The following is a 15751-nucleotide window of genomic DNA, read 5'->3' as shown; positions in this document are numbered from 1 at the left end:
ATGCTCCATCAGTAAGTTGGTCGTGTTACGGGCTCAAATCACCCGCGCTGGACATTCAGAAGGTGCAATTCACTTGCCCTCGGCGCTGAGCACGTTACCGAATTGCTCCCACGTTGTCCCATTCCAGCGCTGCAGTTGCAGCTGCGTGTACGCCATGCTGCTTTCCGGGCCCGTATTGATCAGAACGCCCGGTATGAGAGTGGGAAGCGACAGCCCGCGTATGCTCCGAGATTGCTTGACGATATTCTCGCGCGAAAGATCGTTGCCGCACTGCTTAAGCACCTGCTCGAGGATCTGACCTTGCTGAGTACCGAACAAATAATTGCTATCGCCGATATCGGCGCCCGGCAGGTATTTGGCAAAAAAATCGCGGTACCACTTGATGCCCGCATCATCGGCCCACTTCCTGTCGTTCGGATCCTTGGCGATCGTCGCGGCGACGATGCCCACCGCCTTTTCCGGTCCAGCCGGAACGATGGTCGACGACACGGAGCTTGACACAAAGTTGATCAGGAACAGAGGCTTCCAGCCGATCTCGTCGACCTTCTTGATGGCCTGCGCCGCGAATTTTGGCGTCCCCGCCACCAAAAAGGCCTCTGCGCCAGACGCCTTCAGCGACACGACGTGAGAATCAATGGTCGGCTCAGTCACTTCATAGGAGGATACCACGACCTTCTTGTCGAAATCATCCTTCAGGTAGCCCTTGAATGCGTTGACGAAGTCCTTACCCAGATCGTCGTTCTGATACAGGATGGCAATCTTCGCGTCCGGACGGGTCTGGGTGATGTATTTTGCGTAGATCCGTCCCTCGGTGTCGTAGCTCGGCAATCCAGTCGTGGTCATCGGGAATTCAGCGAAGTTCGTGAATTTTGTGACTCCGCTCACGACAAACAGATGGGGCACTTTTTTCGCGTTGACGTACTTGATGGTGGCGCTGATGCCAGGCGTACCCAGCGGGCCGAACAGGAATGCCACCTCATCGCTCTCGATGAGCTTCCTAGTCTGCTCTACCGTCTTGGGAGGGCTGTAACCATCGTCGTAGGTGACGAGATTGATCTTCCGTCCGTTGATGCCGCCACGCTCGTTGATCGAATTAACGTAGGCGATCATGCCCTTGCCCGTATTGCTGAGCGGCGAAGCGGGGCCGCTAAACGGAAAAGTCGCTCCTATCTTAACCTCAGATTCGCTGACTCCCGGCGTCTCCGCGCGGGCCGGTGCGCCGGCTATCGAAAACGCGAGTGCAGCGACAATCATGGTCATTTTGAACATTTGCCATCTCCCTTCGGCGACAATTCCGCCGCTCACCATTCTTCCTTGATCGGGCGTAACTCGATTTCGGGGTTTCCCGTCCGTCAGCCCGCGGCCGCCGCGCTGGACGTCCCTGCGCTCGCTCGCGCGTTCGCCATCTCCCGCAGCTTGTGCTTGAGTATCTTGCCGGTTGAAGCAGCGGGCAGAGCGTCGAGCACGATCAATTCGGTCGGACGCTTGTACGACGTGAGCAATTGGGACGTGTACGCCTTGAGGTCTTCGGCGCTAATGCTGGCACCGGGGAGAAGCTGAACGAACGCGACGACCTCCTCATTGCCGTCGACCTTTCGTCCGACTACGGCCGATTGAACGACCTGGTCGTGTGCGTTCAAGACCGCCTCCACCTCGGCGGGGTAAACGTTGAAGCCGGAGCGGATGATCAGTTCCTTAGTGCGACCGGCGATGTAGAGATGCCCCTTGCCGTTCACCCGGGCGAGGTCCCCCGTGTTGAACCATCCCTGGTCATCAATCGCCGCCGCCGTCAGGTCGGGGGCGCGATAGTAACCGAGCATGATGTTCGGACCTCGAACGTGTAATTCGCCCACCTCGCCGGCCGCCACTCTTTTTCCCTGCCCGTCCACGATCCGGTGCTCGATGCCGGGAAGAAAGGGCCCGACCGACTCATCCGAAACGGGCTGTTCCGAACGGACTCCCGATAGCCCGGGCGAACATTCGGTTATGCCGTAGTTGTTCAACAGCGGGATGCCAAACTCGTCCTCGATCCGCTTCTTGAGATCGAGGTCGAGTGGAGCGCCGGCAACGGCCATGGTCCGAAGCTTGCCTCGCTCGAGCTGTTGGATGCCCTTGACCGCCTTGTGTTCGAGCAGACGCTGATATGTAGCCGGCACGCCGAACAGGCTCGTGATCCCCTCCTCGGCTATGGCATGGGCCAGCGCAGCGGGATCGGCCTTGGCCACAACATACAATGTGCCGCCGTGCATCAGCGTTGCGATCAGCAGGATCGAATATCCGACGATGTGCGACATCGGCAGCACGCCGTAGATGCGGTCGCCTGGATTGCTTTGGCGAAGAATTCCCGACGTCCTTGCGGTGAAAAGGAGATTGCGATGGCTCAACATGACGCCTTTCGGCGCACCGGTCGTGCCAGAGGTGTACAAAAGGCCGGCGACCTGGCGCGCACCATCCTTTTCGACCGGCTCCGCTTGCGTGTCCGCATTGAGAGGACCGACACCGATTCCACCGAATGGCCCCACAGCGCCGATTTTCGCGCCGACGCGGCTGGCATGATCGGCCGCTTCCTTCGATAGCGCCGAATTGAACAATACGCGTCTGGCGCCGCTGTGCGTCCCGATCAGGTCAATCTCTCTTGGCGAAAGGCGGGGATTGACCGGAATACCCCATGCATCAAGCTTACTCGCGGCGAAGAGCATCGCCCCCAGGGCCACGCTGTTCTCGCTCGCGATCATCACGCGATCACCGGGCCTGATGCCCAAACCGGCGAGATCCTTTGCCGCGGCGTCGACAGCGCCTGAGAACTGCCGGTAGCTCCAGGAACGCCCGCCTTCCACAAAGGCCGAATGATTCGGAATATCCCGCACGAACGGCGCGTAGACCTCGTGCACTCTGAACGGCAGGCCGTCCAACAATTCGGCTGCGGTGAGCTCGTCCACGCTCCTCATACCGTCCTCCCTCGTGCCTTTTTTCGGCAGCGTTGCGCGGCCTCCTTCAATCGGGCAGGTCCGCACCATTCGTCCTACTAGACGAGCAAGTAAAACGTTCTAAAATAGAACTGTCAAGTCATACCGATGCGCACAAACGCTATGATTTGGCCACGAATCCATAATCACATCCCATTCCTATTTGGAATTAAAAGATCTTGACGCAAAACCGCTAAGAAAACGGGCAGGACCCCATCGAGAAAATACCCTGCTCGGGGCAAGGGTAGTCGTGGGGCAATCGGCGCTCGATCATGTCCGCTGATCCTGCGTGACGGCTTCGTGTACGGAGGTTCAAAAACTCGTCGAAACCCGGCATCATTCGGGCGGCCGAGGAATTCGCGAGTTGCCCAGACCATTAACGGCGGCAACGTTCGTTCGCCGCTCGCATTAATCGCGTGGCCCGCCTACGAGTGCTGTATCGGTCATCACGTCGAGGCTGGATACAGCCGGCAGCCACCAGGGTTCACCATACGGCGCCAAGTCTTTGGCGCCGTATAGTAGATCATTTGCTCAAATCAGGCGTCGACCCAGGGCTGCAGTACAACCTTCCCCGTGGTCTTTCGGCCTTCGAGAAGCCGATGCGCTTCTGCCGCCTTCGAAAGCGGCAGAACCGTACCTACCTCAAGCGACAGCTTTCCGCTCATGATGAAACCGAAAATCTCACCCAGCGTGGCCTGGACGAGGTCCGCGAAAGCGAGATATGCGCCAACATAGAAGCCCGTCACCGTGAGGTTCGGAACCGTGAGCTGCCATGGCTCGACCCGAGCCGTTTGACCGCTCGACTGGCCGATGAAAATCATTCGGCCAAAGGGCGCCATCGCGTCGAGTGCCTGGGCGACGGTTTCACCGCCCGCAGTCTCCAGCACGATATCAACGCCGCGACCGTTCGTCAGCTCTCGTACCTTCGCAGCCCAGCCCGGCGCCGTGTAATCGACCGATGCGTCCGCACCAAGGCGTTCGGCGATTGCGCGCTTCTCGGGCGTGCTGGCCGCGGCGATGACCTTGCCCGCGCCATAAAGCTTGGCCAGTTGGACAGCGAAAGAGCCCACGCCTCCGGCGGCTGCTTCAATCAGCACGCTTTCGCCCGGCGCGAGCCGCGCGGCTTTGCGGAGCACGAGGGCCGCGGTCAGCCCGTGCGCAACCACAGCAGCGGCCTGTACGGTGCCAACGCCAGGTGGAAGCGGAACGACGATTTTAGCCGGAACGCAAATGTACTGTGCGTATCCTCCGGCTCCTGGAGTCGCAAGAACCGGCGTCCCGACTGCAAGCGAGGTGACACCTTTTCCAACGGCAGCGATCGTGCCGGCAACTTCAGCCCCTAAAATGAAGGGCGGCGGCGACGGCTCGGGATAGTCGTCGCCGCGCCGGCGCATCACGTCGGCGAAGTTGAGCCCGACGGCCTCAACCCGGATCAAGACTTCCCCGTCCTTGGGCGTCGGGTCGGGCACATCCTCGTAGACAAGGACCTCAGGCCCGCCAGTCCCGTGAAACCGTACTGCTTTCATGTTTTCTTCCTAGGTTAGAGAATTCGGCGGAGCGGTCTGCCCCGCCCTCTTGGAGTCGCTGCAATGCGCAGCAAAAGCCGACCGCGCCCGGTGCGAATTCAGCGCGCAAGTTGGGTGCCGGGATCTCATCGTCGCCGAACTCTGGCGCAGGAATGAATGGGCTCGGGAGTGATGAGGCGGCGCATGCTGAAGCAGGTGTCGCAGTTTTTGGCTTTGCCCATTGAGGTATACCGAATATACCTATCGTCAATTAGGTACTTTGAATCACCCAGGTATCTTCGAGGAAACCGCAATGAAAAGAGATGCGCACCGGAATGATGTCTGTCCCAGCCGTCTAATCCTCGATCAGATCGCCGACAAATGGTCGATCTTGATTCTCGCTGCGTTGCTGCCAGGTCCGTTGCGGTTCAACGCGTTGAAGCGAGAATTGGACGGTGTCACCCAAAAGGCCCTCACGGAGGCGTTAAGGCGCCTCGAACGCAACGGCATCGTTGCTCGTCGCGTTATCCCCGTTTCGCCCGTCGCTGTCGAATACAGCATCACGCCGCTCGGACGCACGCTGAAGAAGCCGTTCCAGGCTCTCTACAACTGGACGGTCGAGCATCGAGAGGCCGTCGACAAGGCGCGTCGTGCATTCAACGAGAGGAGCTTGGGCGTTTCGTAGCTCAGTTCGTCGGCACGAAAGCCCTATGTCGCGACGAGGCCACTTTCCCCAACAGCGGCCGCCTTATGTTTGCCGCTGAACCAACACTTGGCGAATGCGATCCATCTCCTCGGCCGATGGGGCGTCATGCAGGTTGCTCGACTGCTCTCGGAAGGCGCGATCTCGATGATCCTTGTGCATGGAGACAAGGGGTACTCGGCAGCTGCGTCTGAGGCTGCCACCATGCTCGTGCAGAGGTATGCGAGCCATCAGCTCAATCGTGTTGTGGAGCCACTCAGTTGAGTTCGTTCCGGAGTACTTAGCTTCCCTATGGTCGGAATCCCCCGGTGCACCGAAAGCGATGACGGGTGCGTACCTCAATCCTGGGAAGCCGTAATCGGCACGGCATAGTTCGTCTTCTTCTCCCGCAACGAAACGGGCGTCGTGTCGGATTGAACCACATTGGGTCCGCCATAGACTAGCGCTCTCTCGGTGAAATCAATCGAAGCGAACTCGTCCTTCTCGGTCCAGTAATCCTGGTTGTTCTGCCAAGGTGCTCTGTCGCCGCATTTAGGCAGAAGGTGCATCGAACGATTCAAGTACCCAGGATTGAAGTTGTCCGGGTTGATCCAAGGAGACAATTGCATCCCGTGATCCTCGATACGTAAAGAGGGCGTGACCCGCGCCGCTCCGGTTTCCTTCATATGGCGCAGAAGACGGCAGACGAAATCGGAGACGAGATCGGCCCTCATCGTCCAGCTTGCGCGAAAATAGCCGAATACCCAAACCAGGTTGGGGACGCCGGTAAACATCATTCCGCGATAGGTCACGGTGTCTGCGAAGTCGAGCGGCTTGCCATCCAACGTGAAAGCGATGTCCCCCATTACGCTCAGGTTGAAGCCGGTCGCTGCGATGGCGATATCCGCGGAAATCTGTTTGCCGGAACGCAGCAACGGACCGGAAGGCGTAAAGCGGACGATCTCATCGGTCTCCACCGATGCCTTTCCCGATCTGATCGTGCGGAATAAATCGCCGTCCGGAACGAACAGGATCCGCTGACTCCAAGGCCTGTAGGTCGGCGCGAAATGAGGCTCCAATTCGTGGTCCGCGCCCAAATGCGCGCTCACGCCGGCGAGGAGCTCGCTCCGTAGTTGCTCCGGTTCGCTGAACGACCGCTTGGCCATTAGATGTTGGTCATGCAGAACTTTTCGACGCACGATCTCGTGGATCCATTTTTCGTCGACCTGCAGCGCTCGCAGCATATCGGCGAGTTCGTTGACGTTGCGGCCGGTGCGGTAATAACCCGGCGATCGCTGCAGCATTGTAACGTGTCGACACTCGTCGGCAATCGCCGGAATGAGAGTAGCGGCCGTCGCGCCTGAACCGATGACGACTACGTTCTTGTCCTTGAGTTCAATGTCGTCCGACCACGTCTGAGGGTGAACGAGGCGTCCCTCATACGTTTCCAAACCCTCCCAAGCGGGGAGATAGCCTTCGGAATGACGATAATAGCCCTGGCACATCCAGAGGAACTTGGCGGAAACGGTAAGTTCGCTGCCGTCCGGACGCAGGACCTGGAGGGTCCATCTGTTATTCTCGCTAGACCAATTCGCGGACAGGATATTGTGCCGGTACCGGATGTGCGCATCGAGACGGTCATCTTCGATGACCTCGCCCATGTATCTCAGGATTTCCTCTCGAGAGGCCAGGGGCGCGCCGGTCCACGGCTTGAAGCGATAGCCGAACGTGAAGAGATCGCTGTCTGATCGCACGCCCGGATAACGATGGGTGAGCCAGGTTCCGCCGAAGCTATCTTGCATCTCGAGCATGACGAATGTCGTCCCGGGGCATTCATGAACAAGATGATGTCCCGCTCCGACTCCGGAGATGCCTGCCCCGACGATCACGACGTCGAACTGCTCGTAGGGCACATTTTGCGAAGCGAGCGGCTCCATTGCTTTTGTCGGGTTCATGATTCCTGTCCCTGATCTGCTCCGGTCTTCAACGCGACGCCGTAGTCGCGGAGCGCTCCGGCGACGGTGACATAACCCTCCAGAACGTCCGCGTTGAGCCGGTCTGCTTCGCGTTCGCTCGCAGGCCCGTGACCGCCGCCGCCGCCGCTTGAAATGACGAGACGATCGTCCCTACCTACCGCCAGAACTCCCTTGCGGAGAGGGTGACGTTCGCCGGAAGCCCGGATCACCTCTCCCCCGGCCGGCTCGCCCGGCGCGCCGCCGGCCAATCCCCAAGGCGGGCATTTTGTTCTATCTAGCTTGTTCATCAGCGTAAGCGGCTGCAGGAAGCGGTAGACCTTCTCGATGCCGAGACCACCGCGGAAACGCCCGGCTCCGCCCGAATCCTCCCGCAAACGCTTGGTTTCGATACGGTAAGGGTACAAGGCCTCCTGAATTTCGACGGGCACGTCCCGCACGTCGCCGTGAGCAGTGGACCGGAAAGGGCCAGGCCCGTCGGAATTCGAAAAGGCTCCCCAGCCTCCCGACATCGCGTCCATGCACAGAAACCGTTGACCGGTCCTTTCATCGACGCCCGTTATCGTGTGCGTGCCGAATATCCCGTGATGCCCTGCGGGGACCATATCGGGGAGGGCCTCGTGAAATGCTCGAAGGATCGTGTCGACCACCGAGGCGTGGGTATTTGGACCCGATCCGTGCGGTGCTTCGGCATTTGCGCTCAGAAACTTTCCCTCCGGAATTTCAACACGGATGTTGTCGAATTCCCCTTCGTTGACCGGGGTAGAAGAGGACAGCAGGAACTTGAGCGCCATCCGGGCAGTAGCCACGGCTCCTCCGTCGCGACCCGAATTGAACGGTCCCGGAACTTGGTCGCTGACGTCGTAGAAATCGACCGTGAGGGTCTCGCCATCGGCGATCACCTTCACATTCACATTGATCGGCTGGTCCAAAGCTATTCCGTCGTCGTCGAAGAACGACGACGCCGTGTAGGTGCCGGGTGGCACCGCACGAATGGCACGGGCCATGTTCTGTCTGGAGTCAACTCGCATGGCTTCGATGGCGGCAAGGATGCCGGCCTGACCGTGTTGCTCGACGACCTCGCCGACCAATTCGCGACCCATCACGCATCCACCGAGCTGCGCCTCGACGTCGCCCATCAGGAGTTGCGGAAATCGCGTATTCTTCGCGATCAGGCGAAAGATGTCGTCGAGCCTGCGCCCTTCCTGCACAAGCCTCATTACTGGATATTGAATGCCTTCCTGCGCCAATTCGGTCGCTGTGGGCGCAAGGCAGGAGCCTGCCGTGGCTCCCCCGATATCTATCCAGTGAACGATCACGGCGAAGAAGCCGATCAGGGCGCCATCGATCCGTATCGGCGTGAACATGCAGATATCATTGAGGTGTCCACCGAGAACTTCCGCATCGCTGACGAAGAAAACATCCCCGTCGCGCATGCCCTCTTCGCCGAAGGTCGCCAGACCGGATCGTACACCGAGACCGAGAGCATTCGCGACGAAAGCCGGAAGACTGTAGCGTGACTGCGTCACCAATTGCCCGCAGGCGTCGACGAAGCCGACGGCGTAGTCCTTGTATTCCTGAACCAGGAGACTGAACGCCGTTCTCTCGATATTCTTCTCGATCAGATTCGGGATGGCGATTAGGCGCTGTCGAATGATCTGAAGTTCGATCGGGTCGACGGCAGAAACGGCCGCGCGGGAAGGAAGCATCTTATTCATGGGTCGGTCTCTCCGCCTTTCGATTGATCGCGCATGTGATGTGGAGCTCTCCCAGCTTGCCCACGACGAGACGGTCTCCAGCCCCGATCACCGTCGTCGAACTGTATTCCTCGACGACGGCGGGACCTTCGATGGCGGCGCCGATCGCCAGGTCCGAGCGGCGGTAGACGGGGGTTGTCAATCGTGCCTTGGCTTGGGCGAAATAGACCGACCTGTGAGAGTGGGGCTCGGGCTCGGCATCGATTTCGCCGACCCATTTGACCGCCTCGAGGCTCGGCCTGGCGGTCGGAACGACGCCGCCGGTGCGTAGCGCCACGAACGCCACGTCCATTCCCTCGTTCGAATGACCGTAACGGGCGAGATATTCCTTTTCGAACGCCGATCTGACTGTCTCAACCGAGAGCTGGGGTGGCAGGCTGACCCGTACGGTGTGGGATTGGCCTACGTAGTTCATATCGGCTTCGCGGACATACGAGATGCGCCGTACGTCGAACTCGGCGCTCATCGACTCCCGTAGCTCGCGCTCCATGGTTTCGAACAATGACTCGGCGTCTTCGACCGAAGCTGGAGAGAGGCCGCTCAGGAACGTCCGGGCCGCATCGCGGCGCGCCTCCGTCATCAGCATTCCCAGCGACGAGAATGCTCCGGGATGCGGCGGAACCACGACCTCTTTGATCCCGAGATCTCTTGCGAGTTCGGCCGCGAAGAGCGGACCGCCGCCTCCGAATACGAACAGCAGATAGTCGCGAATATCGCGGCCCCGCTCGACAGTGATCTCCTTGATCGCGCCCGCCATGGTGACGTTGGCGAGATCCAGGATGCCCTGCGAGACCTGGTCGATCGCGTCCGGCCCTGAGTACCCCAGCGGTAGCGCGAGCTGCTCCGAAATGAACTTCTCAGCCGACTTTACATCGAGCGTCAATCGGCCGCCCATGAAGCTGTCCGATCCGATGCGGCCGAGCACGACGTTCGCGTCGGTCACGGTGGGCTGACTACCTCCGCGGCCGAATGCGATCGGACCCGGCGTCGACCCGGCGCTCTTGGGACCAAGGCGCATACGCTTGTTCTCGTCGACCCAGGCGACGGAGCCACCACCCGCGCCGACTTCGACAATATCGAGAACTGGCGTGCGTATCGGAAACCCGCGCTCGTACCCACCTACCCAATAGGTGCTTATGACATCGAACCGCCCATCTTCGACGAGCGCGCACTTGGCCGTCGTACCCCCCATGTCGAACGCTACGACCCGGGGCAGCTTCAAGGCGGTCGCGTAGGCGGCGGCCCCGATGCAGCCTCCGACCGGACCGGACTCGACGAGGGCGATCGGCTGAGCCACCGCGTCCTCGGCCGTGATCACTCCGCCGCTCGAGCTTGAAAGATAGAACCGTCCGCGGAAGTCGCGTTCGTTCAACTCGGAAAAGAAGCCCGTGATGTATTCCGACATTCGCGCGCCGACGAAAGCGTTGGCCACGGCCGTCGATGTTCTCTCGTATTCCATCCACTCCCGTGACAGCCGCGTTCCCGAAGTGACGTAAACGCCGGGCAACGCTTCGGATAGTATCCGTGCGACCTCCTCCTCATGGACCGGATTGACGTACGAGTTCAACAACGACACGGCGATCGCTTCGACGCCGGCGTCGCGCAGAACGGGAATGAGCCGCTTTACATCCTCGTGATCCAGAGGCTGAACCACCTCGCCCTTTCCTTCGATCCGCTCCTCCACTTCGAATCGAAGCCGTCGCGGCACAAGACATTCTTGCCGACGGTACCGAAGGTCAAAGGTCTCCGGCCGGTTGCCGCGCGCGATTTCAAGCACGTCGCGGAAACCCTTTGTCGTTACCAGAGCGGTCCGTGCACCCTGCCTCTGGATGAAAGCATTGATGACGTGCGTGGTGCCGTGCTTGAATATTGCCGCCTGATCCAGCCCAACCTTGGTGTCCTCAAGGCCGGCAATGACGCCCTCGACCAGATCGCCATAGGTCGTCAACGTCTTTCCGAAGCGAGTCTCTCCGGTTTGCGTGTCGAACACAGCAAGGTCCGTGAAGGTACCGCCTGTATCCGCTGCTATCAGGTAGCGGCGGCCGTGACTGTCCGCCGCAACATCCGGTGCAACCTGGTCCATCGTGCATCCCGCTCCCGTTTGGCCGTCAGATATTGTTACTTGGCTTCCACCCGGCCCGTGCGAAACGAGACGAGTGGGATCTATCGTCGGTTCATACTCGAACCGTTTCCGCCGGCCAGAGGCTCGGGCGACAAACCGATGTGACGCCAATTCATCAGCTGGCGCCGGCCGCTCGCGCGCGACGGGTTTTTCGTCAGAGACCGAGATAGGCCTTCCGCACGCGGTCGCTGTTGAGCAATTCCCGACCTGTTCCCTCAAGCGCGATGCGACCTCGCTCCAGGACGTAAGCGCGGTCGGCAAGGCGGAGCGCCAGAAATGCATTCTGCTCCACGAGGATGATGGAGAGCCCGCCTTCGTGAAGGCGCTTCATGATGGTGCCCAGCATGCCGACCAGGAGAGGCGACAGCCCCAGGGACGGCTCATCCAGCAGAAGGAGTTTGGGGCCCAGCATCAGTCCTCGCGCTATCGCGCACATCTGCTGTTCACCTCCGGACATGTTGCCCGCGAGCCGATCCTGCTTTTCCTCGAGCACCGGGAAATCGTCGAACACGGAACGCAACCGGCCCCCGAATTCGGACTTTTCCTTGAGGCGATAGGCCCCGAGCTCAAGATTCTCCATCACGGTCATGGCGGGGAAAAGCGAACGGCGTTCCGGAACGTGGACAAGGCCCAACCCCACGATGGCATGGGCTGGAAGACGGTCGATCCGCGAGTCGCGATATGATATCGCTCCTTCGGAAGGCCTCGAAAGGCCCGAAATCGTGCGCAGAAGCGTGCTTTTCCCGGCTCCGTTCGCGCCGATGAGGGTCACGAACTCTCCCTCCTTGGCGACGATATCGACGCCACTGAGGGCTGTGACTTCACCGTAACGGACGTGAAGATTCTCTACCTGAAGCATCGTCTAGACCCGCGTCTCGCCGCTTTGCCTGCCGACAGATCCATTGGCATCACTCCGCCAGCACGATTTCGCCCTTGCGCACGACGATCGGATTATCCGTCACGAGCGCCTGACCGATGTTGTCGAACGTGATGTTGCCGCGGGGTCCCACGAAAGTGGTGGTCCGGAACGCTTCAGAAATCTTGTCGGCGTCCGTCGCGGACCCGGCCTTTTCGATGGCTTGCGCGAGAAACAGCAGCGATTCGAATGCGGTCGCCTCCTGCTTGCCGGCTGGCTTGCCGAAGTCCTTCTCATAGTTCTCCACGAACCATTTGTTCGCCGGCGTTTCCAACGTCTTTACCCAGCTATCGACACTGACGATGCCTTCTGCCGCGCCGCCCGCCAGATCCACGAGCGTTTTGGTCAAGACCCCGGCCGCCTGCGCTGTCGGAGCATCGAACCCGATCTGCTTCTTCTGCTTCAGGATCGTCGCGGCCACCGCGTCGGAGGGAGCGGCCAGCATCACTAGATCAGGCTTTGCGGACTTGCCCCGGGCGAGGTAGATCAGGAAATCGGTGTCGTTGCTGTTGTAGAACTCCGTGCCGAGAAGCTGTATCCCGCTTTTCTCCAGCGTTTCCTTGTAAACCGCAGCGACGGAGCGTCCGTACTCGTCGTTGACCCCGAGGTACCAGACCGAACGCGGTTTGACCTTTTCGACCACGTACTTCAGTAGGGCGCGACTTCCCATCTCCACGGTGGTGTTGAACCGGAACAGATGCGAGTGCCCTTGCAGGGTAATATCCTTGTGCTGGGCCGTGATGATGACATGGACTTTGCCCGCCTCGCGCGAGACTTCCTTCTGGGCCAGCGCCGGACCGCTGATCGCGCCGCTCACGAGCGCATCGACCCCGTCCCGCGAGAAGAGCTTCTTTGCCGCGCTCACGGCCTCTTCAGTGACCCCCTTGTCGTCGTACACGATCACCTCAAAGGGCCTGCGTAGCTCGGCCTTGATCTTCTTCTCGGCAAGCACCATAGCGTTTTGGTAATTGCGGCCATTGACGGACAGCGGCCCCGATAGCGGAAGCGTTACCCCGATTTTGGCCGGCGTCTCGGACTGCGCCCACGCTCCGCCGGCCAGCATCGCGCCGACGGCAAGCGCTATGAGCCCGGTCAACTTGCGAACTGCTCTCGTTCTTTGTCTCATTTCAACCCTCCTGTTGGTTATGTTCTGAATCGACGGTTGCCGGCATCGCCCAGGAGCCGTCGCCGAGATAGGCGCGCAGCACTTCCGCGTTCGTGGAGATTTCCGGTCCGGTGCCCTCGGCGAGCTTCTCGCCGCGGCTGAGTACGACGATGCGGTCGCTCACCCCCATGACGACCCGCATGTCGTGCTCGACCAGCACGATCGTGATTCCATCCTGCCTCAACCGGCAGATCAGCGCCGTGAGTTGAGCGCTTTCGTCCGGATTGAGCCCGGCGGCCGGCTCGTCCAGCAAGAGCAGACTTGGCTGCGCCGCGATCGCAATCCCGATGCCGAGCTTGCGCTGGTCGCCGAAGGGCAGGTTGCGGGCGGCGACGTCTCGCTGCGCCTGCATGCCGACCGCGTCCAGCACGCGGTCGACGGCGATGCGCATCGTCCGATCTTCCTCCCGGAACGCGGCGCTATTGAACAGCGATGCAAACAAACCCGTACTGACGCGCGTGTGGAGGCCGGCGCGAATGTTCTCTCCGACCGTGAGATCAAACATCAGGCTGTTTTGCTGGAAGGTCCTACGGATCCCGTTTGCGGCGATCCACGCCGGGGGCAATCCGGTGACGTCGCGACCTCGGAAATCTATTCGCCCGCCTGACGGCCTCGCAAAGCCGGTGAGAAGGTTGAGGACCGTGGTCTTGCCGGCACCGTTCGGACCTATGAGGCTGACGATCTCGCCTTGCTTGACGGTCATGCAGAACTTGTTTACGGCCAACAACCCTCCGTATTTGACCGTCAAATCCGTGACTTGGAGGTAGTTTTCCGAACTCATTTGGAATTCCCACCGCTCGAAATCCCGCCGCGGCGTGACAGCCGACCCGCCAGCTGCGCGAGAGCCGGTCCGACCCCCTTCGGCATGTAGTGGATCGACAGAATGAGGATCACGCCGAAGACGAGAAGCCTCGCATCCTCAACAAAGCGCAGAATTTCGGGCAAGATCGTGAAAACGAAGGCTCCGATGAGCGCGCCTGATATGGTGGCAGCTCCGCCGACGACGACCATGATGAGCGCGCTGGACGTGTAGTAAACGTCGGCGAGGTGAGGCGTGATCACCCTGACGTAGTGGGCATACATCGCGCCCGCGATTCCTGCGATGAAGGTGGAAATGAAGAACGCGGTGATCTTGTACCGATACAGATCGATACCTACCGACTCGGCGAGACTTGCGTTCTCGCGGATCGCCACGATCGCGCGGCCGGTCCGGGAGACGAGCAGCCGGCGGACTACGTATATGACCAAGATCAGCAGCGCGAGGGCGAGGTAGTAGAAGGACAGTTCAGTATTGAATCGGATCGTCGGAAGCATCGGGAGGTCAAGCGTCGGCGCCGGAATCCGCGAGATGCCCATCGGGCCCCGTGTAATGGAGATGGAATTCGTGATGACCAGGCCGATGATCTGGGAAAACCCGAGCGTCACGATGGCAAAGTACGGTCCTTGCAGGCGGAAGGAGGGGAGCCCGACGAGGACGCCGGTCAGGCCGGAAATCAGTCCGGCCGCCGGAAGCGAAAACCAGAAGGGCCAGTTCTGATCGACGCTCAGTAGAGCGGACGCATAGGCGCCGACTGCGAAGAACCCCGCCTGCCCCAGCGTCAACTCGCCGAGAAATCCGACGACGATGCTCAGGCTCAGTGCGAGTGTCCCGAAGATCAGGAAGAGGACCAGAAGATGGAGGAAATAACCGCTCGGCACCACGAGCGGCGCCGTGCAGGCGATCAGGAAAACGACGCCGTAGAGGGCAAAGCGTCTCACATCGACTGCCACAATCTCTCTCATCGTCGTGCACCGACCAGGCCGCTCGGCCGCAACAGCAGAACGGAGATGATGACCGCGTAGCTGAAGAGGTCCTTGTATTCGGTGGACAGCAATCCTCCTGCGATCGCCTCCACGAGGCCGAGAGCCAGTCCGCCGAGAATCGCGCCGGGAACACTTCCCAAACCACCGAGGATGATGACGGCGAACGCCTTGAGGGCGATGGCCTGCCCCATGAACGGGTAAGCCATCGCAGTCGCCCCGAGCAGGCCGCCCGACAGGCCGGCCAAGCCGCATCCGATGCCGAAAGTGATGCCCCGCACCGCGCCTACGTTGATGCCGACCAAGGCAGCGCCCTCCGGGTCCTGAGCCGTAGCGCGAATGAGCTTGCCTGACGTGGCGTATCTGAGAAACATGCCGAGCAGCGAGACGACGACCGCGCCAACCAGCATGATGAGAATGCGCTGCCCGGTCAGATAGACGGGGCCGAGGACGACGACTTCCTGTTCAAACGGACTTTGAACCGGGCGCGGCGACGCACCCCAAATGAGTTCGGCTCCGTTGAGTAGAATAATGCTGAGACCGAGCGTGGCGAGCAGCGAGGTGAGAGGAGACCTGTCGTGAAGCGGCGCGAGGGCCAACCTTTCGCAGACGAGCCCGATAAATCCCACGATGATCGCAGCGAGCGGCAAGGCCACGAGATAGTGCAATCCAAGTCCCGCGATCAGAGTTGACGCGGTGAACGCACCGAGCATGTAAAACTCGCCATGGGCGAAGTTCACGACTCGCATGACGCCGAAAATAATGGTGAGCCCCAGCGACGCGACTACATAGCCGACACCGTTGGCGACCCCGAGGATGGCGAGTTGTCCAACAAGATCGATCACTCCGCCCCCCTCCCTCCCTG

The 15751-nt window shown here is 60.4% G+C and carries 12 protein-coding genes; 1 reads left to right on the top strand and 11 read right to left on the bottom strand.

The window, feature by feature from the left end; translation table 11 throughout:
• Positions 1-69 precede the first annotated feature (69 nt).
• The 3 genes from JQ617_RS02165 to JQ617_RS02155 form a co-directional block, all read right to left on the bottom strand.
• Complete coding sequence (locus JQ617_RS02165) at positions 70-1269, bottom strand: ABC transporter substrate-binding protein (protein WP_212024062.1); 1200 nt, start codon at positions 1267-1269, stop codon at positions 70-72.
• Between the two features lie 83 nt (positions 1270-1352).
• Entirely contained in the window at positions 1353-2948 is a 1596-nt protein-coding gene (locus tag JQ617_RS02160) for a class I adenylate-forming enzyme family protein (protein ID WP_212024060.1), read from the bottom strand.
• A 554-nt stretch (positions 2949-3502) separates the two neighbouring features.
• Positions 3503-4492 (bottom strand): quinone oxidoreductase family protein, encoded by a 990-nt coding sequence (locus JQ617_RS02155; RefSeq protein ID WP_212024058.1) that lies wholly within the window; start codon positions 4490-4492, stop codon positions 3503-3505.
• 292 nt (positions 4493-4784) lie between these two features.
• On the opposite strand from JQ617_RS02155, the gene JQ617_RS02150 reads away from it, so the two are divergent.
• Positions 4785-5156, top strand: coding sequence for a winged helix-turn-helix transcriptional regulator (locus JQ617_RS02150; protein WP_212024056.1), 372 nt, complete (start codon positions 4785-4787; stop codon positions 5154-5156).
• Between the two features lie 356 nt (positions 5157-5512).
• On the opposite strand, the gene JQ617_RS02145 is transcribed toward JQ617_RS02150, so the two are convergent.
• From JQ617_RS02145 to JQ617_RS02110, 8 genes are all read right to left on the bottom strand, one after another.
• Positions 5513-7108 carry a flavin-containing monooxygenase gene (locus JQ617_RS02145; protein ID WP_249156582.1) on the bottom strand — a complete coding sequence of 532 codons (1596 nt, stop codon included), beginning with the start codon at positions 7106-7108 and terminating at the stop codon, positions 5513-5515.
• Positions 7105-8844, bottom strand: a complete 1740-nt coding sequence (locus tag JQ617_RS02140) for a hydantoinase B/oxoprolinase family protein (RefSeq protein WP_212024054.1) — start codon at positions 8842-8844, stop codon at positions 7105-7107. Before JQ617_RS02140 ends, JQ617_RS02145 begins: the two co-directional genes overlap by 4 nt.
• Positions 8837-10966, bottom strand: a complete 2130-nt coding sequence (locus JQ617_RS02135; protein WP_212024052.1) for a hydantoinase/oxoprolinase family protein — start codon at positions 10964-10966, stop codon at positions 8837-8839. The genes JQ617_RS02140 and JQ617_RS02135 overlap by 8 nt, the downstream gene beginning before the upstream one ends.
• Before the next feature lie 193 nt (positions 10967-11159).
• A complete protein-coding gene (locus tag JQ617_RS02130; protein WP_212024050.1) occupies positions 11160-11864 on the bottom strand; it encodes an ABC transporter ATP-binding protein in 705 nt (234 codons plus the stop codon).
• A gap of 49 nt (positions 11865-11913) precedes the next feature.
• Complete coding sequence (locus JQ617_RS02125; RefSeq protein ID WP_212024048.1) at positions 11914-13017, bottom strand: ABC transporter substrate-binding protein; 1104 nt, start codon at positions 13015-13017, stop codon at positions 11914-11916.
• Positions 13018-13048: 31 nt separating this feature from the next.
• Entirely contained in the window at positions 13049-13867 is an 819-nt protein-coding gene (locus tag JQ617_RS02120) for an ABC transporter ATP-binding protein (RefSeq protein ID WP_212024046.1), read from the bottom strand.
• A complete protein-coding gene (locus tag JQ617_RS02115; protein ID WP_212024044.1) occupies positions 13864-14868 on the bottom strand; it encodes a branched-chain amino acid ABC transporter permease in 1005 nt (334 codons plus the stop codon). The genes JQ617_RS02120 and JQ617_RS02115 overlap by 4 nt, the downstream gene beginning before the upstream one ends.
• A complete protein-coding gene (locus tag JQ617_RS02110) occupies positions 14865-15731 on the bottom strand; it encodes a branched-chain amino acid ABC transporter permease (RefSeq protein WP_212024042.1) in 867 nt (288 codons plus the stop codon). Before JQ617_RS02110 ends, JQ617_RS02115 begins: the two co-directional genes overlap by 4 nt.
• Between the last annotated feature and the right edge of the window lie 20 nt (positions 15732-15751).

Source organism: Bradyrhizobium sp. KB893862 SZCCT0404 (assembly GCF_018130885.1).
GTDB classification, from domain to species: Bacteria; Pseudomonadota; Alphaproteobacteria; order Rhizobiales; family Xanthobacteraceae; genus Bradyrhizobium; species Bradyrhizobium stylosanthis.
The sequence above is the reverse complement of the archived record's forward strand: the minus strand, read 5'-3'. Positions and strand labels throughout refer to the sequence as shown.